General features: G+C 51.1%; 33 protein-coding genes. 17 read left to right on the top strand and 16 right to left on the bottom strand.

From position 1 onward, the window contains the following. Positions 1-48: 48 nt before the first annotated feature. Positions 49-1,215 (bottom strand): MFS transporter, encoded by a 1,167-nt coding sequence (locus HYT77_10465; protein ID MBI2068419.1) that lies wholly within the window; start codon positions 1,213-1,215, stop codon positions 49-51. Here HYT77_10465 and HYT77_10460 point away from each other — a divergent pair. Further along, positions 1,214-2,170, top strand: a complete 957-nt coding sequence (locus HYT77_10460) for a hypothetical protein (protein MBI2068418.1) — start codon at positions 1,214-1,216, stop codon at positions 2,168-2,170. The two genes, HYT77_10465 and HYT77_10460, sit on opposite strands and share 2 nt — an antisense overlap. Here the strand turns inward: HYT77_10460 and mutY are convergent. The 9 genes from mutY to HYT77_10415 all read right to left on the bottom strand — a co-directional run bounded on the left by mutY (position 2,167) and on the right by HYT77_10415 (position 7,786). Continuing rightward, a complete protein-coding gene (mutY, locus tag HYT77_10455) occupies positions 2,167-3,171 on the bottom strand; it encodes an A/G-specific adenine glycosylase (GenBank protein ID MBI2068417.1) in 1,005 nt (334 codons plus the stop codon). The genes HYT77_10460 and mutY overlap by 4 nt on opposite strands. A gap of 8 nt (positions 3,172-3,179) precedes the next feature. Continuing rightward, on the bottom strand, positions 3,180-4,214 hold the full coding sequence (locus HYT77_10450; GenBank protein ID MBI2068416.1) for a mechanosensitive ion channel family protein: 1,035 nt from the start codon (positions 4,212-4,214) through the stop codon (positions 3,180-3,182). Between the two features lie 5 nt (positions 4,215-4,219). Then, positions 4,220-4,957: a type 1 glutamine amidotransferase gene (locus HYT77_10445; protein MBI2068415.1), complete on the bottom strand. Its 738-nt coding sequence runs from the start codon at positions 4,955-4,957 to the stop codon at positions 4,220-4,222. Next, positions 4,954-5,361: a 6-carboxytetrahydropterin synthase gene (locus HYT77_10440; GenBank protein ID MBI2068414.1), complete on the bottom strand. Its 408-nt coding sequence runs from the start codon at positions 5,359-5,361 to the stop codon at positions 4,954-4,956. Before HYT77_10440 ends, HYT77_10445 begins: the two co-directional genes overlap by 4 nt. 9 nt (positions 5,362-5,370) lie before the next feature. Beyond that, entirely contained in the window at positions 5,371-6,039 is a 669-nt protein-coding gene (locus tag HYT77_10435) for an SDR family NAD(P)-dependent oxidoreductase (protein ID MBI2068413.1), read from the bottom strand. A gap of 67 nt (positions 6,040-6,106) precedes the next feature. Beyond that, the gene (locus HYT77_10430; protein MBI2068412.1) at positions 6,107-6,316 is read right to left on the bottom strand and encodes a hypothetical protein; all 210 of its coding nucleotides are present in this window, start codon (positions 6,314-6,316) and stop codon (positions 6,107-6,109) included. Positions 6,317-6,387: 71 nt separating this feature from the next. After that, positions 6,388-7,044 (bottom strand): hypothetical protein, encoded by a 657-nt coding sequence (locus tag HYT77_10425; protein ID MBI2068411.1) that lies wholly within the window; start codon positions 7,042-7,044, stop codon positions 6,388-6,390. 50 nt (positions 7,045-7,094) lie between these two features. Beyond that, a complete protein-coding gene (locus tag HYT77_10420; GenBank protein MBI2068410.1) occupies positions 7,095-7,517 on the bottom strand; it encodes a hypothetical protein in 423 nt (140 codons plus the stop codon). A 50-nt stretch (positions 7,518-7,567) separates the two neighbouring features. Further along, on the bottom strand, positions 7,568-7,786 hold the full coding sequence (locus HYT77_10415; GenBank protein ID MBI2068409.1) for a cold-shock protein: 219 nt from the start codon (positions 7,784-7,786) through the stop codon (positions 7,568-7,570). Between the two features lie 98 nt (positions 7,787-7,884). On the opposite strand from HYT77_10415, the gene priA reads away from it, so the two are divergent. Genes priA through HYT77_10400 form a run of 3 tightly spaced genes read left to right on the top strand, consistent with a single transcriptional unit; the run spans position 7,885 to position 11,380 of the window. Continuing rightward, the gene (gene priA, locus HYT77_10410; GenBank protein ID MBI2068408.1) at positions 7,885-9,873 is read left to right on the top strand and encodes a primosomal protein N'; all 1,989 of its coding nucleotides are present in this window, start codon (positions 7,885-7,887) and stop codon (positions 9,871-9,873) included. 9 nt (positions 9,874-9,882) lie between these two features. Beyond that, complete coding sequence (def, locus tag HYT77_10405; protein ID MBI2068407.1) at positions 9,883-10,449, top strand: peptide deformylase; 567 nt, start codon at positions 9,883-9,885, stop codon at positions 10,447-10,449. A gap of 1 nt (position 10,450) precedes the next feature. Next, a complete protein-coding gene (locus HYT77_10400) occupies positions 10,451-11,380 on the top strand; it encodes a methionyl-tRNA formyltransferase (protein MBI2068406.1) in 930 nt (309 codons plus the stop codon). A gap of 5 nt (positions 11,381-11,385) precedes the next feature. Here the strand turns inward: HYT77_10400 and HYT77_10395 are convergent, their stop codons facing one another. Then, a complete protein-coding gene (locus HYT77_10395; GenBank protein ID MBI2068405.1) occupies positions 11,386-11,625 on the bottom strand; it encodes a BrnA antitoxin family protein in 240 nt (79 codons plus the stop codon). A gap of 133 nt (positions 11,626-11,758) precedes the next feature. Continuing rightward, positions 11,759-12,034 carry a BrnT family toxin gene (locus tag HYT77_10390; protein MBI2068404.1) on the bottom strand — a complete coding sequence of 92 codons (276 nt, stop codon included), beginning with the start codon at positions 12,032-12,034 and terminating at the stop codon, positions 11,759-11,761. A gap of 194 nt (positions 12,035-12,228) precedes the next feature. Here HYT77_10390 and HYT77_10385 point away from each other — a divergent pair, with 194 nt between their 5' ends. The 6 genes from HYT77_10385 to HYT77_10360 are packed head-to-tail and all read left to right on the top strand — an operon-like array spanning position 12,229 to position 15,762. Beyond that, positions 12,229-12,381 carry a hypothetical protein gene (locus tag HYT77_10385; protein MBI2068403.1) on the top strand — a complete coding sequence of 51 codons (153 nt, stop codon included), beginning with the start codon at positions 12,229-12,231 and terminating at the stop codon, positions 12,379-12,381. Positions 12,382-12,433: 52 nt separating this feature from the next. Further along, positions 12,434-13,102: a ribulose-phosphate 3-epimerase gene (locus HYT77_10380; GenBank protein ID MBI2068402.1), complete on the top strand. Its 669-nt coding sequence runs from the start codon at positions 12,434-12,436 to the stop codon at positions 13,100-13,102. Positions 13,103-13,118: 16 nt separating this feature from the next. Continuing rightward, entirely contained in the window at positions 13,119-13,322 is a 204-nt protein-coding gene (locus HYT77_10375) for a twin-arginine translocase TatA/TatE family subunit (protein ID MBI2068401.1), read from the top strand. Between the two features lie 9 nt (positions 13,323-13,331). Further along, the gene (locus tag HYT77_10370; GenBank protein MBI2068400.1) at positions 13,332-13,802 is read left to right on the top strand and encodes a transcriptional regulator; all 471 of its coding nucleotides are present in this window, start codon (positions 13,332-13,334) and stop codon (positions 13,800-13,802) included. Continuing rightward, a complete protein-coding gene (locus HYT77_10365; GenBank protein ID MBI2068399.1) occupies positions 13,799-14,683 on the top strand; it encodes an ArsA family ATPase in 885 nt (294 codons plus the stop codon). Before HYT77_10370 ends, HYT77_10365 begins: the two co-directional genes overlap by 4 nt. Beyond that, positions 14,680-15,762 carry an ArsA family ATPase gene (locus tag HYT77_10360; GenBank protein MBI2068398.1) on the top strand — a complete coding sequence of 361 codons (1,083 nt, stop codon included), beginning with the start codon at positions 14,680-14,682 and terminating at the stop codon, positions 15,760-15,762. The genes HYT77_10365 and HYT77_10360 overlap by 4 nt, the downstream gene beginning before the upstream one ends. Here the strand turns inward: HYT77_10360 and HYT77_10355 are convergent. Then, complete coding sequence (locus HYT77_10355) at positions 15,752-16,093, bottom strand: PilZ domain-containing protein (protein ID MBI2068397.1); 342 nt, start codon at positions 16,091-16,093, stop codon at positions 15,752-15,754. The two genes, HYT77_10360 and HYT77_10355, sit on opposite strands and share 11 nt — an antisense overlap. Beyond that, a complete protein-coding gene (locus HYT77_10350) occupies positions 16,090-16,494 on the bottom strand; it encodes a hypothetical protein (protein ID MBI2068396.1) in 405 nt (134 codons plus the stop codon). The genes HYT77_10355 and HYT77_10350 overlap by 4 nt, the downstream gene beginning before the upstream one ends. 193 nt (positions 16,495-16,687) lie before the next feature. Between HYT77_10350 and pal the strand changes: the two genes are divergently transcribed. The 6 genes from pal to HYT77_10320 all read left to right on the top strand — a co-directional run bounded on the left by pal (position 16,688) and on the right by HYT77_10320 (position 21,609). Beyond that, positions 16,688-17,116, top strand: coding sequence for a peptidoglycan-associated lipoprotein Pal (gene pal / locus HYT77_10345; protein ID MBI2068395.1), 429 nt, complete (start codon positions 16,688-16,690; stop codon positions 17,114-17,116). Between the two features lie 115 nt (positions 17,117-17,231). Further along, positions 17,232-18,032: a tol-pal system protein YbgF gene (gene ybgF, locus HYT77_10340; GenBank protein MBI2068394.1), complete on the top strand. Its 801-nt coding sequence runs from the start codon at positions 17,232-17,234 to the stop codon at positions 18,030-18,032. After that, entirely contained in the window at positions 18,029-18,859 is an 831-nt protein-coding gene (locus tag HYT77_10335) for an ABC transporter ATP-binding protein (GenBank protein MBI2068393.1), read from the top strand. Before ybgF ends, HYT77_10335 begins: the two co-directional genes overlap by 4 nt. Further along, positions 18,831-19,526: an ABC transporter permease gene (locus HYT77_10330; protein ID MBI2068392.1), complete on the top strand. Its 696-nt coding sequence runs from the start codon at positions 18,831-18,833 to the stop codon at positions 19,524-19,526. Before HYT77_10335 ends, HYT77_10330 begins: the two co-directional genes overlap by 29 nt. Next, the gene (locus HYT77_10325) at positions 19,517-20,935 is read left to right on the top strand and encodes a GldG family protein (protein ID MBI2068391.1); all 1,419 of its coding nucleotides are present in this window, start codon (positions 19,517-19,519) and stop codon (positions 20,933-20,935) included. Before HYT77_10330 ends, HYT77_10325 begins: the two co-directional genes overlap by 10 nt. A 137-nt stretch (positions 20,936-21,072) precedes the next feature. Continuing rightward, positions 21,073-21,609 carry a DUF4340 domain-containing protein gene (locus HYT77_10320; protein MBI2068390.1) on the top strand — a complete coding sequence of 179 codons (537 nt, stop codon included), beginning with the start codon at positions 21,073-21,075 and terminating at the stop codon, positions 21,607-21,609. On the opposite strand, the gene HYT77_10315 is transcribed toward HYT77_10320, so the two are convergent. Continuing rightward, positions 21,530-22,738 carry a thioredoxin domain-containing protein gene (locus HYT77_10315; protein ID MBI2068389.1) on the bottom strand — a complete coding sequence of 403 codons (1,209 nt, stop codon included), beginning with the start codon at positions 22,736-22,738 and terminating at the stop codon, positions 21,530-21,532. The two genes, HYT77_10320 and HYT77_10315, sit on opposite strands and share 80 nt — an antisense overlap. 52 nt (positions 22,739-22,790) lie before the next feature. Here HYT77_10315 and HYT77_10310 point away from each other — a divergent pair, with 52 nt between their 5' ends. Continuing rightward, positions 22,791-23,024: a cold shock domain-containing protein gene (locus HYT77_10310; GenBank protein MBI2068388.1), complete on the top strand. Its 234-nt coding sequence runs from the start codon at positions 22,791-22,793 to the stop codon at positions 23,022-23,024. Here the strand turns inward: HYT77_10310 and HYT77_10305 are convergent. Then, positions 23,018-24,067: a hypothetical protein gene (locus tag HYT77_10305; GenBank protein MBI2068387.1), complete on the bottom strand. Its 1,050-nt coding sequence runs from the start codon at positions 24,065-24,067 to the stop codon at positions 23,018-23,020. The two genes, HYT77_10310 and HYT77_10305, sit on opposite strands and share 7 nt — an antisense overlap. Positions 24,068-24,727: the final 660 nt, after the last annotated feature.

Genomic DNA, 24,727 nt, shown 5'->3' with positions numbered 1-24,727 from the left:
TTCGTCAATTGGGTGGAAAGGTTGTGGGGCTAAAGAACGGATAGCCGACTACTTACGCCCAAGCCTCATCTTGAGCGAAAAGAGAAGCGTCAGGCCGGCAAACGCCCCCAAGAGCCAGAGCGCCGTAGAAAGACCTCTTTCATCCGTGATCCATCCAAGGAGTGGCGCCAGGATAACAAACAAAAGATTCTGGACAAAGTCCTGCGCAGCCAAAACGGTCCCGCGCCATCGGGAGTCGATCAACCGGTTGGTTGCCTGACTCGTAACCGGGAAAAAGAGCCCCCAGAGAAAATGGATCCCGAAAATCAGCAGGATAGAGAATGGGCTTCTGAAAAAGCCGAGCACCATGATTCCACTGGCAAGCCCAAGACCGATGAAGAAGAAGAGCCGCCGGGTCAGCTGCTCACCAGGGAGGTGCCTCGCCACTTCACTCCCCCCCATGGAACAAAGGTGGAAACCGAGAAAGACAAGGCCAAAATAGGAGAGAGGGATCCCCGATTCTCGAAGATACGGCTGATTTAAGGTCACGAGAAAGATCAGCATGGAGGAGAGATAGGCACAATAAAAGGCGAGGAGTGTCTTTAAATCCTGATCCCCCGTCCGAATATGTTCGATCCCTTGCCTCAAATGATTAAGGCTGGAAATGGAATCGCTAGCCCCCTGGCGGACGGTGGGGAGGTAAAAAATGAGCAAGGAGGAGGCAACGAAGCTGATCGCCGAGAGATAAAAAGGAAGCTCCTTCCAGTAAATGTAGATCGATCCACCGACAAGCCCCCCGGCGGCCATTCCGATGAACTCAAACAGTTTGGCGCGCGCAAAACGCTTTTGATACGTGCCGTCCTCCCGCGTAATGGTTAAAAAATGGAACAGGTAAGATTCCTTCGAGCCGGTGTAAAAGGCATAGCCGATGCCGTTTAAGACCTCACCGATCAAGGCCGTGATAAAATGATCCGCATTGGCAATGAGCACCATTCCAATCGCCTCCAGGATGCCGGTGATGAAGAGGGCCCAGCGATAACCGTATTTGTCTGAGAAAATTCCGCTCGGGATCTCAGCGACCGTAGCGGAGAGGAAAAAAGAGCTCATGATCAGGGTCACCTGAAACTGGCTAAAACCCTGATCACGAAACCAGATAACGATGATCGGCAGAAAAAAGAAGAGTTTGGACAAAAGGGAATGGACGGAGTAGAGCCTGACGACGAGCGAGGAGTTCATGCGTTTATTATTCGTCGCATTTTTTTTGTTGGTTGTCACGCCTCTTCCAACACCCCTTAGGGCAGGAACACCGCTTGCCGAATATGACCGTGGCGACAAAAAAGGGGAGAGAAACTATCTTTCTGCCGAGGCCTGCGTTGCAACCCCCTGTATTCTGACCCAGTGGGGGGCGATCCGGCTTCCAAAAAACATGGCAAATTCCTACCGTATGGAATTGGGGATTCATCACCGAGGCAGCTTCTCCTCGATTGCCCTCTTTCAGGAGAGCTCCTCACTTGAGCAAAAGGTCTCGGAACGAGTTTTCAACCGTCAAGCAAACCGGAAAATCGTCAACCTCGAGAGATTGGTTGAGACCGGCAAGACCAACACCCTTTATATGTACGGCCTTCTGTTGCAGTATGAATTTGACGAGGGGGATCTTCTGGCCCTGCAGATGACCGACCTGAAGAATCCGTCCAAAGTCTACAATTACTATTTTCGTTATCATCACCAGGGAACCAACTGGGATATCGATATCGCCTTTGTCCAACCACTCAATCTTTTCACTCCGAACCCCGGTGGAATCATTCAAGCCGCCTATTCCACAGCAGCCGTCTCCTTCTCCGTCGCGCGCGCCATGGACCCGGAAAAAAAATACAGCCTCTTGTCAAAGATGACGAGGGCCGTCCGGGCGAACCTCTTTCTGGGGCTCCTGCTCCGGAAAGACGTTACCCCTTTCGGAGGGGGTGATAATATCGTTACCGAACAGCTCGATGGTTTTGGAGGCGTGGGATTAACCGTCCTTGATTTTCTCGCGTTTGGCTATGGAGGCAACTTCGTCACCTCTCCTCATACAACCTTCCCGTTTGTCGGGATTGAGGTACGGCACCTCGCGGAATTCCTGAGCGCCCTTAAGAAAGACACCCACAGCCGGTGGCGTAAATATCTCAAGGAAGAGACAAAGAAAACAGATTAGAACAGCCTTGCGAGCTTAAGATTCATTGAAGAAGTCGGCAGGGCGAGGACCGATTTCTTGGCAATCCACCTTGAAGATCTCATCCCTTTACTGGAAACCAAGGTGCAGAGATAAGGAGCAATCGTAAGCCTTCGATTCATGACCGCATGTCGAACGATCGGGAGTTCTTTTTGCGGAATCACCGGAAACGCCTTGACCAATTTGTGAAGATTCCCCTCCACCATCGGAAATTCCCACATCTTCTTCAAAGATCCCTTATCGGGGCGGCGAACCATTAAAAAAGAGCCGTTTCGCCGAACCATGGCCGCACTCATCAGGACATTACGATAAACAGTTTTTCCTCTTCCGCGCGGATACGACTCCATCTGACCTTCTTTTCTGGCAAGACAGAACGATGAGAGAGGGCAGTCGGGACAGGCGGGGTTCGTTACATGACAAACAGTGGCACCGAGCTCCATCAAGGCCTGATTAAAATCACCGCAATTTTTTTGAGGAAGAATCTCCTCCGACTTCCGCCAAAAGATTTTCTGACCATGACCCGTTTTTGGATGATCCTCGATTGCAAAAACCCGTGAGAGCACCCGAATCACATTCCCATCCAAAATCGGAGCCCTTTGATCAAAGGCAATCGAGACGATTGCACCGGCGGTGGTGCGACCGACACCAGGGAGTTGTTGCCAGTCGGTAGCCGTTTTTGGGAATGTTGCAAGAGAACGGGTGACATCAGCAATCAAAATCTTCGCGGCACTGTGAAGATTCCTTGCCCGTGAATAATACCCCAACCCCGACCAAAGCCTTAAGACCGACTCTTCACGAGCTCGACCCAAGGATCGGACCGTCGGAAACCTCTCTAAAAATCGATGGTAATAAGGAATGACGGTCTCTACGGTTGTCTGCTGAAGCATGATCTCCGAGACCCAGATCCGGTAGGGGTCCTTTGTCCTTCGCCACGGAAGATCACGTTTGTGCCGACGGTACCAGAAAAGCAATTGTTGTTGCATCGTTGCCGTCAAGGCTCTTGTTTCAGATGAATCGTCTGTGTCGGATAGGGGATGACAATCCCCTCCTTCTGAAAACGTTGGTGAAGTTTTTTAATGAAGGCATGCACCACGAGAGCCTTCTCTTCTACAGTCCGGATCCGCAGGATGACATTGAAATTGAGACTCGACTCGCCAAACTCCTTGAATAAGACAAGCGGTTCATGGCCTGGCACGCCACCCACGGTTCCTTTCATCACGTCCCTGCCAACTTCTATGCTGGTTCTCTCCACGCGCTCCAGATCGCTGTTGTAAGAGACACCCACCGGAACAGTAATCGCCATATCAGGCTGAGGGAGACGGTAATTAACAATGAGACTTCCTGCCATCTTCGAATTCGGAACGATCACCACGTTACCTGCCAGGGTTCGTAATCGTACACTTCGCCATCCGATCGCCTCCACCGATCCCGCCTGCCCCGATTCTATTTCAACGTAATCCCCCACCCGCACCGGCTGGTCGACAACCATGTAAAAACCTGAAAAAAGATTGGAGAGGGTATCCTGAAGGGCCAAGGCAACGGCCACGCTCCCAACACCCAATGAGGCGATAAGCGGTGTGATGGAGATCCCGGCGGTATCAAGAAAGATCAGAAGGAAAATGGCGTAAACTCCGACCGAGATAACAACCTTGAGCAAGCCGGAATAGGTTTTTAAAGATTCGCGGGTTGCCACATAACGATGATGCAGGCTGATGAGCAACTTTTGGATAAAGAGGGCCACCGCCAGAATCGCCAGCAGTTTGGTGGCCAGATGGAGCAGCTCATTCCATCGATCCGGCCATGAAAAGAGAACGGGAAGAAGACCGATCAGAAAGGCAAGCAGAACAAGGGTCATGGGATAATTGAGGGCATGCACCACCAGATCATCCCATTGATTTTCAGACTTGGCTGACCAACGGATCAAAATCTTAAGAAGCGCTTTTTTTAAAAGAAAAAGGAGAAAAAATCCGGCCGGGAGAATCAGAAAAAGCACCCAGACGGGAAGTTGTGTCAACAGTCCCTGCATCGATTTCAGGCCACCACTCGCCGATTTTCGCGAATCAACGAGGCAAATCCATAAAAGAACTTGTGACTCATCTTCTGAAGATCAGGCAAATAGCTGACCGATTCCTCCAGAATCTTTTCCGGATCGAACCCGTTCTTGACGATTTTGTCACGCCCATCAGAAACCCAATCATAAATCATCTTCTCCGTCGTCTCGACGTGAAACTGGATCCCGATCGCATTCCCCTGGAAGGAGAACATCTGGACCGGATAACTGTCATTCCAGGCAAGACGGTACCCCTCCGGAGGGAGATTAAAGGTGTCCCCATGCCATTGAAACACCCTGTGCCGTTTTTTCAAATCAACTTGAAAGGTGAGTGGATTCCGTCTTGAAAACCAGTCGTCGAATTGAATCCATCCCCAGCCGATCTCCTTGATCGGCCCCTTCACCACTTTGGCCCCGGCGGCCGCTGCCAAAAGCTGGGCCCCCAGGCAAATTCCCAGAATCGGCTTCTTCTGGCGAAGTGCCTCCTTGAGAATCAGCAATTCCTTGACCATCCAAGGATGTCGGGAGGCTTCATAGACAGCCAGAGGGCCTCCCAGGCTGATCACCGCCCCGTAATTCTCCAAATCCTTCCCGGAAGGGAAGACCGGGTGGTCAAAGGTTCGGAGTGTCTCAAATTCCAGATTCTGGAGTTTGATTTCCTTCTCCAGATTTCCCAACGTCTCTGAGTCGGCATGTTGAAAAACCAGAATTTTTTTCATGAATTTTCTCCGTAGGAAACCCAAGCCTTTTGGTTCTCCCAAACTTTGACCTCTTCAACGGGAAGATTCTTCTCCACAAAGAAATCATGGATCTTCTTGGCAATCGCCTCCGCGGTTGGATTGGTATCAAAAAGCACAACCGGTTCTCCCAGCTCCCGCAAGGCCAGGACAACCGGATCCGACTTGTTGAGCAACATCCGATGGTCAAAATTCTTATGGACCCATTCCGATAGACAATCCTTGAGTTCGCTGAAGTCGTACAAAAAATTTCGATGATCAAGGGTGTCTCCACGGAGTATCACCTCCACACGAGCATTGTGGCCATGGAGATGTTGGCAAGGTCCTTCGTAATCGAGAAGTCGGTGGCCGTAACAAAAATCGACCGCTGTATGAATGCGATACATGAGTGCGGTTTAACTAACGAGCTTTTTCCCGTCAACTCCATACGTCGCACCGCTCTGAAAACAGCTTCCCCTCACCATCCGGAGAATCAGTCGTGCCAGAGGGTTAAAGGACTTCATTTTTTTGGGAGCGATCCCATAAACCCTGACCGAAGAACCAAGCGCCTTGGCCAAACCACGTGTTCCGGCAATCAGCCCCGCCTTTGCAATACTATGGGGAAGGTAGCTTGGGTACGGATCAAGACCGGCCCAATCAGAGATATTAATGATGATACCCATGCCTCTTTTTTTCATCAAAAGTCCTGCCTCACGTGCCAAAAAAAAGGGGCCTTTGAGGTTGGTATCAAGGCTCCTATTCCAATCTTTCTCTCTTAATGCCTCAAGAGGCGTTCGTAAAAAATTGGCTGCATTATTAATAAGGCAGGTGATAGGACCAAGCTCTCTCTCCACCTGCGAAACAAGTCTTTTGACCCCCGACACCCTGGAAAGGTCAGCCCGAAAAAGCCCGGCCTCAGTCCCTTGAGAACGTAATTGAGATCGAAGGCCCGCCGCCTCGCAACGGGAGGATCGGTAATGAATCGCTAGCCTGTATTGCAAAGAACCAAACGCCAACGCAATCGCCCGGCCGGCCCTCTTGGCAGAACCGGTGATTAAAACAACTTCCCCTGGAGATTGTCTCATTTAAAAAAACAGTGCCGGAGGGGTATTCCCCATCCGGCATTGTTTCCTTGCTAAAACCAGCGAACTTTTACTGCTCTGCAGCTTCAGCAGGGGCAGCCTCACCAGCCGCTGCAGGTGCCTGTTCAGCCTGGGCAGGAGCAGCCTCAGCTGCCGGGGCAGCCTCGGTTACTTCTTCCTGAACTTCGGCCGCCGGAGCGCTCTCTTTCTTTGAGCAGGCCGGCAGGACCAGCAGGGCCGTTACGATGAGAACGGCCAACATCTTGTAGCTGTTGAACATAGTGTTCCTCCTCCTATTGTTTTAGTTAGATAGCTACGCGGGCCGGGGGATAGCAATAAAGAAACAGCCTGTCAAACAAAATCAACACTCAAGAAGCTACTACATCCTTGAGGAGGCTTTGTGAGGCCATTCCTCTTCCTTTCACGATCGGTCAAACCCCAGGCACCATAGTCGTTCCAGCCAAACCCTTTAACAGTCAGATAGACAGCAACATCGGTCAGGAGGTCATCCGCAGCCCAGTTAACAAATGGGGTCACCTTGCTAAAGAGACGAACGACCGTCCCCTCAAACATAAGAATAGGAACGATAGAGGCTGCAGTACCACGAAGAGTCGGATAAATTTCCTTTGTGAATGACTCCGTGCGATGGCCTTTATACTCGGGATTCAGAGCAGCATCGAGGCCACAATAAAGTAAAATGCCAACAATGATGAAACAGACGTTGTGGAGAGGATAGGCCCGTGGATGGGTCTCGACCTTGAAAGAGGCTGTTCGAAGGGCTTTCTTGAAGATCCCCTGGGAGAGATACTCCGTTAGAGTCACGGCAATCGGGATCCCAATATGATGCTGCAGGCGGGTCCCCCAAAAGGGGGATTCCACCTTTTCACCAAACGGCTTGTCGACGATTCCCTGATCCAGTCTGTAGTTGTAGTGAAGAAATCCGTCCGAAATGATATCGGCGATAACGTTCGCACCGAGCGTTGCTGCAACTGCCGACGCAGTAACCATCGGAGGTTAGATCGAGCTGTTCAGAACGCTGTTGCTAACAAAAACAACTTTTATTCATTAAGCTCTCCTTTGGAGACACACCGTCCTTCCAGGACGGCCCGGAAATATCCTTCTAGGCAAGGGATTTTGAGAAAACGGGTATCAGAAACCGGCTCTTCAATTTTATAGGTTGTCTCTCGGGGACACGGATACTGAAAGCCAGGTTTTCGTACCAGAAAAAGTTCGTCATATTCCTGGTGAAGCCGATAGGCATAGTGGGTCAAAAAGGTAGCATGTATATCCGTACTGCACTGATTACTGACAACCATTCGCTTTCCGCCATCGGGCAGATCCTCAATCTCAACCTTTGTCTGATCCGGATCCCCATCCTGAGGACGAGGCGTAGTAGGTAATTGGACAACCTCTTCATGGGCTAGACAACTGATCAGGAAGAGAGAACCCAAAGAGGCGATGCTTCTCAAAAATAATGTCATAGCCAACTCTTACTATATGATCGGCTATCCGCTTGTTTTGTTGCTTTGCCTCACACAACGGGACTGTTGACTTCTGTTGCATGAGGCCCCTTCGGCCCCTCGGCAACAAGAAATTCGACAAGCTGACCTTCCGAAAGGGTCCGAAAACCATCGGCCTGGATATTGGTGTGATGGACAAACACGTCCTTTCCACCATCCTCCGGCGTGATGAACCCATACCCCTTGCTATCGTTGAACCACTTGACGGTTCCGCGTTGTTTGTCTCCCATACTTCATACCTCCTTTTGGTGAAAAATAATGGGGCGGAACCTAGTGAATTCCTTTTTTCATGGCAAGAGATTTTTAGAAAAGGTAGCTGTGCCAACCGATGCTTGTCGATGTTGTCCTCCCCTATCGCATTCCCCATCCGCTCACCTACGAGCTTTCCATCACGCAAGAGGCAAAACCGGGTGTCCGTCTCCTGGTTCCCTTGGGGCGGCAGACGGTCATCGGATGTCTTTTAGGGGAATCCCAATCGATCCACCAACGTGGATTAAAACAGGTTTATTCCTTGCTGGACGATGAACCTCTTCTCACGCCGATTCAGATCAAGTTGCTGCGTTGGGCCTCTTACTACTATTTGACCCCTATCGGAGAGGTACTCCGCCATCTCCTTCCCCCTTCCTTCCTAAAAATGAAAAAGAGGGGAAGACGAGCTCGCCCTACCCCCCCCGAAGAGAACTCGTTTCAGGAGATCAAACCAGTAAAATTGACACCGGAACAACAGGCTGTTTTGGCAAAAATAGTCGCCTTGCCGGCCACTCCCTTCCTCCTGCAAGGGGTTACAGGGAGCGGGAAGACGGAAATCTATATCCATCTCTTGCAGAAGGCATGGAAAGAGAATCGATCGGCACTGATCCTTGTCCCGGAGATTTCAATGACCCCCCAGTTGTTGGGACGCCTCCAAGGAGCCCTTCCGGGGCCTGTTGTTCCCTACCACAGTGGTCTCACGGAGGCCCAACGGGTGCAGGTTTGGGAAAAGGTCCGATGCGGCGAGATTCGCCTGGTGTTGGGAACACGATCCGCAATCTTTCTTCCCTTCACCACCCTGGGACTGATTGTGGTGGATGAGGAGCATGATTCCTCTTACAAACAGGAGGAGCGGTTTTGTTACCATGCCCGCGATCTGGCGCTTTGGAGAGGCAAGGAAGAGGAGGCGACTGTCATTCTCGGATCAGCCACCCCCTCACTGGAGTCGATTTACAGGGTCCGCCAGAAGAAACTGACCCTCCTCTCACTGCCCCATCGCCCCTGCGGGATGTCGCCCCCCCATATCCGCGTGATCGACAGACGCCTCCGGGAAAACAGGGGCCATTTCCTCTCCGAAGAACTCCGGCAGGAGCTTCAGGAAAATCTCAAGAAGGAGGAACAGAGTCTCCTCTTTTTGAACCGCCGCGGCTTTGCCCCGTACGTCAGTTGCAGCCGCTGCGGGTATATCGCACTCTGTGATTCCTGTGACATGACACTCACGTTTCACAAAAAGGAGGCGACCCTTCGCTGCCACTATTGCGACGCCAAACAGCCCCTTCCTTCCCGCTGCCCCCGTTGCAAGGAACTCCCCCTCAAACAGGAAGGAATAGGCACCGAACGATTGGAAGAAGAGGTAGGCTCGTTGTTTCCCAAGGCACGAATAGGTCGACTCGATCGAGACACCGCCCAAGGAGACGCAACACGAAAAATCCTGACACGAATGAAGGAGCGTCATCTCGATATTTTAATCGGCACACAAATAGTCAGTAAAGGGCACGATTACCCTTACCTCTCGCTGGTTGGCATCCTGAACACCGACAGCATTCTGTCACTTCCCGATTTTCGTGCCGCAGAGCGATCGTTCCAGCTCTTGACTCAAGTCGCCGGAAGATCGGGGCGCAGCGAACGGCCCGGTCGTGTCCTCATACAAACCTTCAATCCAGAACATCCGGTCATGATTACCTGCACCCAGCAGAAGATCGATCCCTGGATCGAAACGGAGCTCGCCCATCGACAGAAAGGACTCTATCCCCCTTTCTGCCGGCTGATCCGAATCATTCTTTACGGGAGAAACGGCGGGGCGGTTGAAAGAACAATCCGGACCATCAAAAATCGACTTGAAAACCTGTCACTCATAAAAGACTCAACCGATCACCGGGTCCTGGGGCCTTCCCCTTGCCCTCTGGAACGAATCCGCAACAAGGTCCGCTGGCACCTCCTGATCAAGAGCCGTTCTTTTTTTAAACTCCATCGGGAGCTGGAACCATTCCTTGACGAAGTTTCCCGCCGTATCTTACCCTCGACGGTGAGGATGCTGGTTGATGTCGATCCCCAACAAATGATGTAGAGGAATCTTATGATTTTGGAAATCGTGAAATATCCCAACCCGATTCTGAAACAAAAATCATCGCCGATCGAGAAAGTAGACCGCACAATTCAGAAACTGGTCGAGGATATGTTCGAAACAATGTACGCGGCTCCCGGCGTCGGTTTGGCCGGTCCTCAAGTGGGCGTTTTAAAGCAAATACTGGTGGTCGACATCGACCGCCGGGACGGCGAAAAACGTCGGCCGGACCCGCAGGTCTTGATCAATCCTCGCGCTGTAAGCCGGGAAGGGAAAATCACCTGGGAAGAAGGATGTCTCTCCCTTCCCGAACTGATTGTCTCGGTTGAACGGTCCAAAAAAATTGTGGTGGAGGCGTTGGACAAGGAAGGGAAACTGAGAAAATATCTCGGAGAGGATCTCCTGGCGGTCGCCTTTCAGCATGAAATGGATCATCTGAATGGAATTCTTTTGGTGGACCACCTCTCCCGACTTAAGCGAGATCTGTACAGGAAAAAACTGGAAAAGCTGGCGCGGGGCGAAAAAGTACCTCCTGAACCAGAAGTGGAAAAGGGAAAAGGGCCTGCATACATTGGGTAAAATGAAAATTCTATTCATGGGATCGCCGGCCATTGCGGTTCCGACTCTCAAGACACTCTACGAAAGTGCCGATGAAATCACCGGCGTCGTCTCGCAGCCGGACCGACCAGCAGGCCGAGGCCAGATTGTTCACCCCTGTGCCGTTGCCCAATTCGCCCGCGAGAAAAATCTAACCCTCCTCCAGCCGGAAAAGATCAAGACCGCTGCCTTTTATGACGAGCTCAAACAACTGGCCCCCGATCTGATTGTCGTCTGTGCCTACGGCAGGATATTGCCAAAATCGATCCTGGATCTTCCGCCCAAGGGCTGCATCAATCTGCATTTTTCGCTGCTTCCTGAATACCGTGGGGCAGCTCCCGTGCAATGGGCCCTCATCAACGGCGAAGAGGAGACAGGGGTCACGACACTCTTCATGACTGAGGAGCTTGATGCAGGGCCAATCCTCTTCCAGGAGGAGGTTCCGATCCAGCCAGAGGAGACCACCGAGACGCTTAGCCAACGCCTGTCCACGATTGGCGCCAACCTTCTCATTCGAACGATCGAAAAACTAAAAAGGGGGGAATGCATTCCGATCCCGCAAGACGAGGAGGAGGCGACCTATGCCCCCCTCCTGAAGAAAGAGGATGGGAAGATCGACTTCTCTAAAAAAGCAAAAACGCTTTGGCACCGAATTCGAGGCATGACTCCCTGGCCCGGCGCCTACATGACGCTGAACGAACAACGGCTCAAAATCTGGAAGGCAAGCTATGAGGAGGCAAAGACCAGCGAACCTCCCGGCACTCTCCTCTCTGCTGATGAAAGGGGGATTAAGATCATTTGCGGCAAGGGGACGCTGGTTCTCGAAGAGGTTCAGTTGGAGGGTAAAAAAAGGATGACGGCTGTTGATTTCCTTAAAGGCCATCCTCCCACCGGCAGAGACCAAGTTGGTTAACTCTTTTAAGAGTAATGCTCGACATACCGACGCAGAACCTCTCGAATCATCTGTTGATATTTGGCACCAAGGTGGTCTGCCTTTTTCTTGAAAAAGGCAAGACTGTTTTCGTCAAGGGCAATTGTTACTTTGACGGTTTTATTCGGAAAAACAAGCTCTTCGGGGCGTGGTAAAAAATCAGGGACCTTTGTCAGTTTTCCGACTGGAAGATTACTGTCAGCCATTTTTTTTGTTTTCACCTTCATAAACTTTTCTCCCCTTCCTCCAAAAGCCGGCCCCGATAATTCTAATCTTGCCAGCTCTGTAAGCAAAACGAACCGTTGCCACCTGCTCCCCAATTTTTCCTAAATCCTTCGATTCATAAATTCGGTGACGAATTTATTTACTCAGGACTAGTGCTGAGCGAGTAATTTTGTTGATTTTTTGGCTTTGTATATACGTCATAGTAATTACGAGTCGAAGTACTAAGCAGAAAAACCTCTCTTCAACCCGGCTGTGTTGCTGATCCACATAAATAAGACGCCTTGGATCAGCAAATGCTTGAGCCGCTGTCGTAAAATCAAGACCGTGTCGAGCCCTATTTTCAATCTCCTTAGCCCGACTCCATATAAAATCCTTGTAGACAGCCTCATGGTCATTATAAAAGGATGACATAAATATGGGTTAATAGCAATACTTTTGCCAATTCCCCACATTCGATAGTGCCAAAAGAAGGCCATGCCTCAATAGTGTTTTATGGTTGATCAGCTTTTTTAGTATATTTTTGTTGATAAACCATAAGTATTTCTAACTTTTAGCGGGTACAGTCGTATCCGCTAAAAGTTGAAATGCTATAGGAGGCGTGGGGTATGAAGCTCCCCGCGGCAAGACGGCAGGGTTTTCTGGCGGAGGCGGATAAAAACCGGCTGAAATTCAGACGCCGACCATCCAAAATTCGGAGGATCACCATCAAAATGGAACAACGCTCGGGTTATGAGATGGGTTTTACAGAACCCATGTGAGTTGTTTTGAGGACAATTGACAATAAGGAGAATAAATGGTGGTGGAGGGGCAATGAAAAAAATCGCCCCCTCCATTCTGTCCGCTGATTTTGGTCGACTCGCCGAAGAGATTCAGGCGGTGGAGAAGGCCGGTGCCGATCTGATCCACCTGGACATTATGGATGGGCATTTTGTCCCGAATATCACAGCCGGTCCCATTCTGGTTGAGGTGGCCCGGCGGGCCACAAAACTTCCACTCGATGCCCACCTCATGATCGAGAATCCCGAGAAATACGTTGAGGCGTTCGCCAAGGCAGGGGCCAACTCGATTTCCGTACACTATGAGGCCTGTCGTGACCTGCCAAAAACGTTGGCATTGATTGCAAAACATGGCGCTCGCAGAGCGGTGGCCATCAACCCGGACACACCGGTCTCCTCCATTTTATCCGTGTTGAACCAGGTCGAGATGGTCCTCGTGATGACGGTTCATCCCGGCTGGGCCGGTCAGGGTTTTATCCCCTCATGCCTCGAAAAGGTAAAAGAGCTAAACCGTCTTGTGAAAGATTTGGCCCTGACTCTTGACATCGAGGTCGACGGAGGGATCAAGACAAGCAACATCGGTGACAATGCCGCCGCCGGCGCTAATGTTTTTGTGGCCGGATCTGCCATTTTCAAAAGTGCCAATTATGCCGAAACAATCAAGGCGATGCGAACGGAACTATCTGGACAACAGATAGGGTAAGTGATACCTGCTTTTCATGCACCCTGATATCCCCATCATTCAGGCAGGTCTTGGCGGACTGGGTCCTTGGGAGATTGGCCTTGTCGTTGTGATTGTCCTGCTTGTTTTCGGCGCCGGCAAACTTCCAGGCATCGGCTCATCACTCGGGCAGGCGATCAAAAACTTCAAAAAAACGATTAAAGGAGAGGAACCAGGGGATGATGCAGGCAAAAAACCTTAAGTTAAGGAGATCCTCAAGGTGAAAGAGGCCTCAGCCAGTTCTGACAAGAAGACACGACTCATCAAGAGATACCCCAACCGGAAACTTTACGACACCGCCGCCTCTACCTATGTCACGCTTGAAGATATAGCCGGCATGATTCGTCAGGGAGAAGAGGATGTTCGGGTTGTTGACAATCGCACTCATGAGGATTTGACGAGTATTACGCTGACCCAAATCATCTTTGAGGAGGAGAAGAAGAAGAAGAGTCTTCTCCCCCTCGCCACACTCAAGGAAATTATTCAGGCCAAAGGCGAAAAAATCGTTGACCTCGTCTCTTCAGGGGTCTCCTCTTTCACTCATGTCCGTGAGGAGGCGGAAAAAAAGATCAAAACCGCTCTGGAATCTGTCTCCAATCTCCCTTCCGTCCAAAAAGAGATCACAGCCCTTCAAAAGAAGATTGACCTGCTGGAGGCCCGCCTTAAGAAGTATGAGAAATGAGACTCTCCGAGTTGCTCTCGAAAAAACTGCTTGTCGTTTCCGGCAAGGGAGGAGTCGGCAAGACCACCGTGAGTCTTACTCTCGCCCTCATGGCGGCGGAAAGAGGCCAGAAGGTCCTTTTGGCCGAAATGAATTCCGAGGAACAGGTGGCGCATCTCCTGAAGCGACCGGCCATCGGTTATCAGGAGACTGAACTTCTTCCACGCCTCTGGGGGATTAATATCAAACCCGGCGAGGCCTTTCGGGAATATGTTCTCCAACAGATCCGGTTTGAACGTCTCTTCCGTGCCGTTTTTGAAAACCATCTGGTGCGTCACTTTGTTGAGGGAACGCCTGGCTTGGCTGACCTGATGTCGATTGGAAAAATTTCCACACTCACCTCCCGCTACGATCTGGTCATTGTCGATGCGCCGGCCACTGGCCATACCATTGCGCTGCTTCAGATTGCCTCTGTCGTTGCCAGTGCCGTCCGGGCCGGACCGCTCAACACGGAGTCGGCCAAAATCGATCAACTGCTGCATGATCGCAAAAAGACCGCCCTCCTCGGTGTAAGCCTTCCGGAAGAGATGCCAGTCACAGAGACCGTCGAGATGTCCCAGTGGTTGATGGAGAAATTAAAGCTGGAGCTCTCCCTTGTCTTCTTAAACCAGCATCAGGTGTCGCTCCTGACCCGTGACGAGTGGAAACAGGTCGCCTCAATCCCCTCCTCTGTCTTAAATCGACATCACAGTGCCGCGCTTCAATCGGAACATTATAAAAAGCAGCTCGCCCTCTCCTTGCCTGGAACTCCCGTGATTTCAATCCCCTTCCTGTTCTCGGCCGAGTTCGGGCTTCCGGAAATTGAAACGCTCGCCGAAGAAATTAACCGGGGTCTTTCATGAAAATGGACGAAATCCTGGAGTCGAAAAAAATTCTGGTCTGTTGTGGTAGCGGGGGGGTCGGAAAAACAACGACTGCCGCCGCCATTGCACTGGAAGCAGCCCGTAGGGGGAAAAAGGCGATTGTCCTCACAATCGATCCCGCCAAAAGGCTGGCAACGGCATTGGGTCTCGAGCAGATTTCGGATGAACCTTTTGAGGTTGAACTTCCTCCTTCTTTTCCGGGAACCCTTTCAGCGATGATGCTGCATACCAAGCGAACCTTTGACCATCTGATTGAAAAATATGCCCCCTCGCATGAAGTGGCACAACGGATCCTCGAAAACAGGCTCTATACCCACATGTCAAACATGATCGCCGGTTCCCAGGAGTATATGGCGATGGAGAGGTTGTATGAACTCTATGAGGAAGGAAGATACGACCTGCTTGTGCTGGATACCCCTCCAACACGCCATGCCCTCGACTTTCTGGAGGCCCCCCGAAAGATGATTGACCTGACCGGCAATAGCCTCATCAAGTGGATGTTAAAACCTGGCCTGTTTGCTACCCGCCTTGGCCTGAGGGCATTACGGGGGGGTGGAAAGAAAATCCTGTCGGTCTTCGACCGACTCGCTGGTGTCTCTTTTTTGCAGGAGTTGGCCGAGATGATCTCTCTCTTGGGCGATCTGATCGGTGGTTTTCACGAACGGGCCGAGGCGGTTTATGCCGTTCTCAAGGACCCAGTCACCTCTTTTTTCCTGATCACCACTCCCTCCACGGTTGCGATTCAGGACTCGCTCTATTTCTTTGAAAAAATCGAAGAGGGGGGACTCCCTTTTTCTGGATTTATTATCAACCGTCTTCTTCCTGAAGAAGAGCCTGTTTCGGCGAAGAGATCGAAGAATCTTCACCCAAAACTTAAGGAAAAGATACACCAGCTATGGGAGCAATATGAGAAACTTTACGAACGAGACCAAAAGGCAGTCCAGCTACTCAAAAAGATGGGACCTTCAAGTGCTCTTTATACAAAGATCCCGCTCTTTGAGGAGGATGTTCACAGTCTGGAAGGGTTGCAAAAGATTGGCCACACCCTCAGACACTGACGTACTGATCAATCAACTTTCGGGAGGCCTCTGAAATATCGACAAATTTTATTCCAACGCCCAAAACCAGGAATCCCGAGCCGGTCTCCCTCTCCACACGAACCACCTGCCCCGTTGAACGAATCATCGGGCCTCCCTCTCCCAGGAGAAAAGAAAGAAAGACCTTCGTCCCTAGCTTGAGCGGAACATCCGACTCAAAATAGACCCCGCCGACGCTCACATCGACAGAATAAAAATAGATAAAACCTTCTCCTGTTTCATCCTCAAAAACAACGCGGGTACGAAGCTTTTTTCGGGGAAAAAGTCTCTTTTCGGAACCCGGAAAGTTCATTTTTTTTTGCTCCTTCCAGGGGGTCTTCCACGACGAGGTATCTCCTTTTTGTCCTGAATCAGCCGGTTGGCAACCGAGAGGAGATCGTAAGGATAAAATGGTTTTTCAAGTAAAAACAATGAGGGAGAAGACTGTGCCGACTCCTTGAGATCCAGACGATCTTTCGAAACGATCATAACCGTCGCACAGGGAAATCGCAGCTCCGACCCTTTGGGGAGTGCGTTACTGTTTACAATAAGAAGGTCCGGCTTCAACCGGGGACTCCTTTTGAACAAACTCTGAAATTCGTCAGTAAAATTAATGTGAAAACGGTCCTGCCCCGAGAAAAGGACCTGATACATATTTCTGGCCAAAGGGGAGCGATCCACGATCGCTATATCATGACGTGTACGAGCCGGCATAATGCCTTCCTCTTTACAATGCTCTTTGGTTCCTCGTCTAGGAATATTTCATCTATCGGAAATACTTGACTTTCATAATCCTCTCCAATAGATACCGTGCCGAAACTTAAGCAGCGTTCTTACAGCAAACGGGTTGGGTGTTAGAAATAAAAAAGGTTTTTTTGTTTTTAATTAATTTTTAAGGAGGAAAGATATGAACAAGCTGACGTTAGTAGCCCTGGTAGGGCTGGCAGTCGTAGTCGGTGTCGGATGTCAAAAGCGTACCGGCCGAGGTGTAGCCAGTAGCAAGGCGGTCAAGGGGTTGGAGAGTGTCCACTTTGATTATGACCAGTCGGTCATCAAGGGGGAGTATAAGGATGCACTGGAGAAGAACAAAAAATACCTCGAGGAGAATGCAAGTCTCAAGGTAACAGTTGAAGGTCACTGTGATGAAAGAGGGTCGGAGGAGTACAACATTGCCCTCGGTCATCGCCGGGCCAAGTCAACTAAGGATTACCTGGTTTCTCTCGGTGTAGCTGCTTCGCGTCTCGGCACAAAGAGTTTCGGTGAGGAGAAGCCGCTGGAGAGCTGTCACAACGAGAGTTGCTGGTGGAAGAATCGCCGGGCCGAGTTTGTCAAATAATTCGTCCCTGCTCTTTAAGTTGTTATTAGTTGCTTCAATCCCTCCCGCTTAAAAACGGGGGGGATTTTTTTCGTCCTCTTGCCTTTGTTTGAAAGATTCATTATCTGAACCCCTAATGAAATTCGGCGCCCCACTTTTTTTTGTCCTGCTTATGAACCTGTCGGTTTATGCCGATTCCTCTAAGAAGAAAATTGAGGAATTGGAAAGAATCCAGGAATCCAACGCCAAAATCCTCGCCGAGGTCCGACAAGAGATCACAGAGCTCAAAAAAGAGTTTCAGGTGATTCGTGGGCTCGCCGAGGAGACAAAACACTTCTTTGAAGAGGGAGCCTTTAAAAATCAAAAATTTCTCAGGGATTATGATTACCGCCTGATCGGCATTGAAGAGAGACTTTCCCTCCAGCAGAAGGCGCTGGGTGAACTGTTGACCCGCAGCCGGACGTCCAACAAAAAAGAGGGTGTCAACAAGGCGGAAGAGGGGGAGTACAAGAAGGCGTTATCGGAAATTAATCTCGGCAATTATCAGGAGGCCCTCAAGCTGTTTGATGAATTCCTTAAAAAATTTCCCTACTCCACCTTGAGTGACAATGCACAGTACTGGAAGGGGGAGGCGCTTTACGCCAGCCGCGATTTTCCCGGTGCCCTCCTTGAATTTCAGAAGGTACTCGAGAAATACCCCGAAAGTGACAAGGCTCCAGCAGCCCTTCTGAAGCAGGGATTTTGTCTTTATGAACAGAAGGCCTTCTCCGAAGCGGCCATTTTTTTAAAAAAAGTGGTTCAGCGCTACCCCCGTTCCGATGAGGCCGCTGAGGCAAAAGAGCGCCTGAAAAAAATTCAGGAACAGTCCTCTCCTGAACCGGTGGCCTCCGGTACCCCTGCGGCAACGGAACCAAAACAGGAAACTGTAAAACCGTGATCGTCGCCACCTCCATCACCAAAAAATTCGGACCGTTTACCGCCCTGAAAGAGATCTCCTTCCGCATTGAGGCGGGAGAGGTTGTCGGGCTTCTAGGCCCCAACGGAGCCGGGAAAACAACCACCATGAGGATTCTGACCGGTTTCATGCCGCCTACTTCCGGCGAAGTTACGATCAAGGGGATTAACCTCCTGGAAAATCCGATCGAGGCAAAAAAGAGGATCGGCTACCTTCCGGAAACACCGCCGCTTTACCCCGAACTGACCGTCGAAGAATCACTCCGTTTTATTGCCGAACTCCACCGTCTTCAGAGTCCAGAAAAAAAGATTGCGGAAACCCTTGCTAAAACCGGCATTCAGGACGTCCGCCATCGGTTGGTCCAACACCTCTCCAAGGGATACCGTCAAAGGGTTGGCATTGCACAGGCGATCCTGCATGAGCCGGATGTCCTGATCCTGGATGAACCGACAATCGGACTTGACCCGAAGCAAATTATCGAAATCCGGGAATTGATTAAAAACTTAAGGGGAAGACAGGCAATTATTTTTTCCTCCCATATTCTACAGGAGGTCAGTGCGGTCTGCGATCGTGTAATTATCCTAAACCAGGGAAGTATCGTGGCGGACGGCAAGGTGAGTGAACTGACAAAGGCCTCTCTGGAGCGCCGCTACCTCGTCACGGCGACCCGTACCGATGACGCGTTCAAATCATCCCTTGAAAAACTGCCGGGCGTTACCGAAGTCAAGGAACATCATTTTGGGCTCGAAGAGATTTTTCTGCAAATAACGGAGAATAATAGTGTGGCCCCTGATCAAAAAAGATATTAAAGTCCATTTGAAATCGCCTGTTTTTGCTGTAGTCGCCTCCCTCTTCCTCTTTCTAACCGGCTTTGCCTTTACCGCGCAGATGACACAAGCCTTACCGCAACACCTGCCGGAGGCCTCCCTTCGCGGAACTCTCTATTTCATGGCCGTGATTCTCCTCTTTATCAGCCCTTTTCTGACAATGCGATCGATCGCAGAAGAGAGAAGGTCCGGCACCATAGAATTACTAAAGACGCTTCCCCTCTCCGATTTAAAGCTGGTCCTGGGGAAATTTCTGGCGGTCTGGATTCTCCACGCCCTTCTCCTCATCCTGACCCTTGAGTTTCCTCTCCTGTTGATCCTGATCGGGGAACCGGAAGGAGGAACGATGCTCTTGTCCTATCTTGGACTCCTTCTCCTGGGAGGGGCTTTTTTGTCCGTTGGCCTTTTCTGCTCTTCGCTAACACGGAACCAGATGGTCGCCGCCATCCTGACATTCGTAGTCCTCATCACCCTCTGGTTCCTTTCGGATAGCGGTGGCCCCATCGGTGAGACTATCTCCGTCATTACCCATCTGGATAGCTTCGGAACCGGTGTCTTTGATCTATCCGACTTTCTTTATTACCTCTTGTTCATTTTTGGTTTCCTCTTTTTGACCGTTCGCTGGATGGAGGCGGAGAGATGGAAGTGAAAATTCATGACCGCAAAAGACGGTTCTATTATGGGACGAACGCCGTCGTGCTTACAATAGCCGTCCTCGCGATCGCCGTCGTGACCTATGGGATTGTTGATCGCTTGCACCTTCGCTGGGATTTGACGGCCAACCGCGATTTCTCTCTTTCGGAACAGACCGAAAAAATCCTGAAAAACCTGGATCAGGAGGTCAAGATCCTGGCCTTCTTCCGACGCGGAGAGGATCTCGACGACCTCTTCATCCGCCGTCGCATCGACGACCTGCTGAAGGAATACTCCTCGCGAAGCTCCAAAATCTCCTACCGCCTGGTCGACCCCGATCTGGAGATTGAACTGGCGGTGCAATACAATATCACGACGGATGGGACGATCGTTTTCCTCTCCGGAAAAAACCGGAAGGAGATCTACAAGTCGGCCCTTTTTGACTATTCCCAGGCAAGCGAAAAATCGCTTCCTGCCTTCGTGGGAGAAGGACTTTTTACGAATGCCATCCTCAAGGTGAAGGAAAAGAACGCCGCGGTCGTCTGTTTTCTGGAGGGTCATGAAGAAAGAAGCTTGAAAGAAACAACCCCCGCCGGTTTCAGCCAGATCGGGGATTATCTGAAAAAAAATAATTACGATGTAAAAACTCTAAACCTGGTTACTGAACAGAAGGTTCCCAAAGACTGTAGCCTGCTTGTGATTGCAGGACCGCAGAAAAACATCGCTTCGGCCGAAGAGGAGGTGGTCAACAACTATCTGGCCAAAAGTAGACCTCTCCTGTTATTGGGAGACCCTCTAACGCCCGCAACCCCGACAGGGGTCCTGGAAAAACTCGGTCTCGCCTGGAACAACGACCTTGTTCTGGACCCTGAAAGACATTTTCTCTTAGGTCCCCATTACCCAGCCCCCATTCTGTCAGACCATAAAATTACACAGGGGCTCCAGGAGATGAATCCAATCCTCTCACTCGCGAGAAGCCTTCAGATTATCAAAAAAGAAGAAAAGGGACCCCAGGTTGTCGAGACCCTGCTCACCTCGACTGACGAGGCGTGGGGGGAAACAAACCTTCAGGAGGGGAGCGAACCCCGGTTTGATAAGGTAAGTGACGCCCGTGGGCCTCTAACCTTGGGGGTGGCTGTGAAGCGGGACGAAAAACCGCTCGCCATCGTTGTCGGGGACAGCAATTTTGCCGCCAACGAACTGATTCAGGCCCCAGGTAATCTGGACCTATTCCTCAATATGGTCGGGTGGCTCGTGGGAGATGAAGAAAAGGTAGCGATCCGCCCAAAGACGCCTGAGTTTCGTAACATCAATTTAACGCCGGCCAAGGTAGTTTTTATCCAATATTTTACCCAGGCAGGGTACCCGTTGCTCGTACTCGCAACGGGCGGAATTTACTGGTGGAGGAGAAAACGACGTGTTTAGTGCCCACGGGTCCTGTCCCTCCTCACCCCCATCCGACGGCTTCCCTCGCTTACGCTCGGTCCAGGCGCTCGATGGGGGTCCCCCAGTCGGGCCACCCGTTGGCTGAACGTGCTTTATATAATATGAATCGTTACCAAATGACATTGCTAGCCGTCCTGCTTCTCATCGGCCTTGTCGTCTACATCCACTATTTTGAAAAAGATCGGGACGATGGCGATACAATAACCCTTTACACACTCTCCAAGACAGAGATCCAGTCGGTCGAGATGACCGAGGGAGGGAAATCCCTCAAGATCGAGCGGGATCAGAACGGAACATGGAGGCTCGATATTGATTCCATTCTTGCCTTCTGGTCTGAACCTCAGGTCAAAAAGCTGGAATCTTCAGAACCGATCAAAGAATTCGCAAAATTTGGCCTCGAACCACCAGAAAAGAGACTCCGGCTGACCCTTAAAACGGGGGAATCCAAGCTCTTGAGGGTAGGCAAAAAGACAGCGGTGGGATGGGAGCGCTACCTTCAACTGGAGGGATCACCGAACCTTTATCTCATGCCGGATTACCGAGCCGCCGATCTGACGACTGATGAAAAGAGGTTTAAGGCTGTTTCAGCTCCGACTCAACAACCAGCCGAAAAACGTGCGGATCCGTCCAGTTCGAAAGCGGCCGCCCATTAACAAAGAGGGCCGGGGTTCCACGAACACCGAACCTCTCGGCCTCCTTGATCTCCTGCCCAAGCCGGTTTTCCGTCTCGAGAGAGACAAGACAGTTATTGAATGTGGTCTCATCCAAACCGGCCTGATTCGCCAATTGGAGCAGCGTTGTGCGTGACAGTCTCTTCTGGTTCTCAAAAACAAGGTCATGATACTCCCAGAACTTTCCCTGACCCTGGGCACAAAGCGCCGCCTTGGCGGCAAGACAGGAGACGGGATGAAACGGCCTTTGGATCGCCGGATTGCAGGCGTTATCGAGGGGGTAATTGACATAAATCAAACGTACCTGGCTTTTAAGCTCTCCCAAATAAGGTTTTAGCGTGAAGGCGGCACGTTTACAGAACGGACATTGGAAGTCAGAAAAATCAACAATGGTCACCTTGGCCTTTTCCGGACCACGACTGACAGCCTCCCTTAACTGAAATTCAATCGGAGTCTGGGCATAAAAATACTTGAGCACTGCCTCGTCAGGGATCTTGACCTCAGATATTTTTCTTTCATCGGCCCCTTTTGCCAACCCACGAAAGAAAAATACACCTCCACCCATAACCAAAAGAAAAATTGCCAGATGAGGCAGGATTTTCGTCTGAATAGCCCCTAAGCCAAAAATCGATTTGAGATACTCCCAAAGATAAACCGGGATACGATGCCACCTAACTTCCAGAACGCGCGGAAACAGGAGGATGTGGGCCAGGTTGACAAGGTAGGTTGTGGTGCAGAGGAGACAGACAATCCGAAGCTGATAAAATGCGAAATAGGCAAGCACAATACTGTAGAGAGTCGCCAGGGCCGAACCGGCCATCAGAAATGAAACGGTCGCCTTTCTCCCTTGCTCAACGGCCCAGGCATAGAACGTCGCAAACAGGACAAAAAGGTAGTAGAGGGAACCAAGGTAGGCGGTCGGTATCCCGGCGATCCTCGCATACCGGCTGGCGATGGCAGTGTCACAATCGACAACCTCCGAGATGGTACAAAAACTCCTCTCCTCAAAGCCCGCCCCCTGCTCCAGCTTCATATGGAGGCGGGACATGAGAAGAGAGGCGACAAAACCGGCAAAGGTAAAAAGAAGGAGGGCGATATAAATTTTTCGCATTGCCTCCCCTATACCCTTGCCAAGCAACAAACTCAATTATAATCAGAGGAGTGTGACCTATCCGCAGGACAATTTTCGACACGGTAAAATCACCAAATACTTTCCCCAAGGGGGGTATGGCTTTGTCCGTGATGAAGGGGGAAAGGAGGTTTACTTCCACCTCGATGAAATCCGGCTGCTCGGGGAGAAGAAGGACCGCTCTCTCTTCAGGGAAGGAGTCGAGATCGGTTTTGATGTCGGCCTGACTTCCCGGGGCCTCCGGGTCACACGAATGAGGCTTTACTGACTGAGGTACAACTTGATGCAACGGGGATCATCCCGATCCTTGTTGAAGTTCTGTCGCTCGGGGCAGATCTGCCTTAATCGCTCCATCTCATCCGGCACCTGGAGTTCATAGACCTGAAATGCCTCCGTAGCCGACTCCTGAATTTCGACACCCTTCACCCGACGCGGAGGGGTGTAGGAGAGTCCCACAACCCCACGAATAGAAGGATTGCCTAGCCCGGAGCCAACGCCCGCCGAGACCGCGGTTGTGATCTGGATCCTGCGCTCTTTACCAATGGAGTAACGCGCACCACCCCCTCCTTCAAACGGTGTCCCGGACGGTTCAAAAAGACCAGAAACGGTCGTCCCTCCCTGAAACTCGGCTATCAGTTCGAGCCATCGGACGACGAGAAAATTCCCCGCCAGACCGAAGGTCAGGAGGTCATCAAAAGGGGTCCCGACAACCACCACACGATCGCGCGCCCAATAGCCAAGGTTCATCGCAAACGTGAGCCGTTCCTCAATACGCCTCGTCTCAAGGGCGAAGAGCCCTCCACCCGCAAAGCTGTTGTTTCCAACATAGCTTGCCCCAGAACCCGTTGGCAGATCGATAAAAGGGATCAGGGCAATACCAATGGGATAGTCCTCTTTGGAGAGGAGGCGAATCCTTGCACCCACCCTCGTATCTCCCAGGCGGATGTGACTACTTTGGGCCCCGGTGACAGGATCAAAAAATTTTTCATAAAGGGCAATGTTCGGGTTGATCCCGACCTCCAGCCAGTCCAGGAGGCCGACAGCGGCACTGAGGTGGGCACCGATCAGGTCACGAACAACGGGCTGACGATTGTCATTCAAGTCAATAACCGCCAGTGGTTCACGAACATAGTCTAGATGAAATCCGGCTGACCATTGGCGTCGCTCCAGCAACTCCGCCCCGTAGATCTGGAGGTAGAGCCCCTGATCGGTTGCCGGGCGAAATCTCAAGGTATCAAAACTTGTGGGACGTGCTTCAGCCAGAAAAGGGAGAATCAACAAAAGAAAGAGAGGAGAGAACTTCCTCAGCATCTTCCTCTCATTAGCAAAAGGTCCAGGAAAAATCTATCTCAAAGACGGAAGGTCATTATTTACTGACTGCAAGTAGCATTCCCAAAGGACAAGCTACAATTAGCACCCACAGAGTTGCTCCCGATTATAGCAACGCAGGTCCCCGATACAACGGTCATTGCACGACTAATAGCACCACAGCCAAACGGGGAGATTGTCCCCCCGGCCATTGAGTCGACTGAGTTGAAGGTACAACCAGCCGTCGTTACTTCACGTGTCGCACCAATTCCCCAACCCCCAGAGGCTATTGTCCCTGTACCGGCAGCTGGACCACCAGTTGAGTTAGAAAGCGATGCTGAAAAACTGCTCGCCGTTTGACTTGAGACTGTTACCGTCGAGTCTCCTACTGATGCCCCGACACTAATACCAGGACAGGAACTTACGGTGACATTTCCCCTGGTTAAAGTAAACGTCGATGGGAGAAGATTTGACTGCTGAGAAGAGCAATCCGTCGGGCAGATTGTGGAGGTCTCTCCCCTGGCCGCCTGACAACTCCCATCCCCACAATAACCACCGCCTCCTGCAACACTCCCGCAATCCGACGGACAGTTCGTCGGTGACTCCGAACCGTTGCAAAGGGCATCCCCGCAGATCTCAGACCCGGCACCCGACCCCGGTGTC

Source organism: Deltaproteobacteria bacterium, assembly GCA_016180855.1.
GTDB lineage: Bacteria > UBA10199 > UBA10199 > JACPAL01 > JACPAL01 > JACPAL01.
Note: the sequence above shows the minus strand (reverse complement) of the source record. Positions and strands in the feature narration are given on the sequence as shown.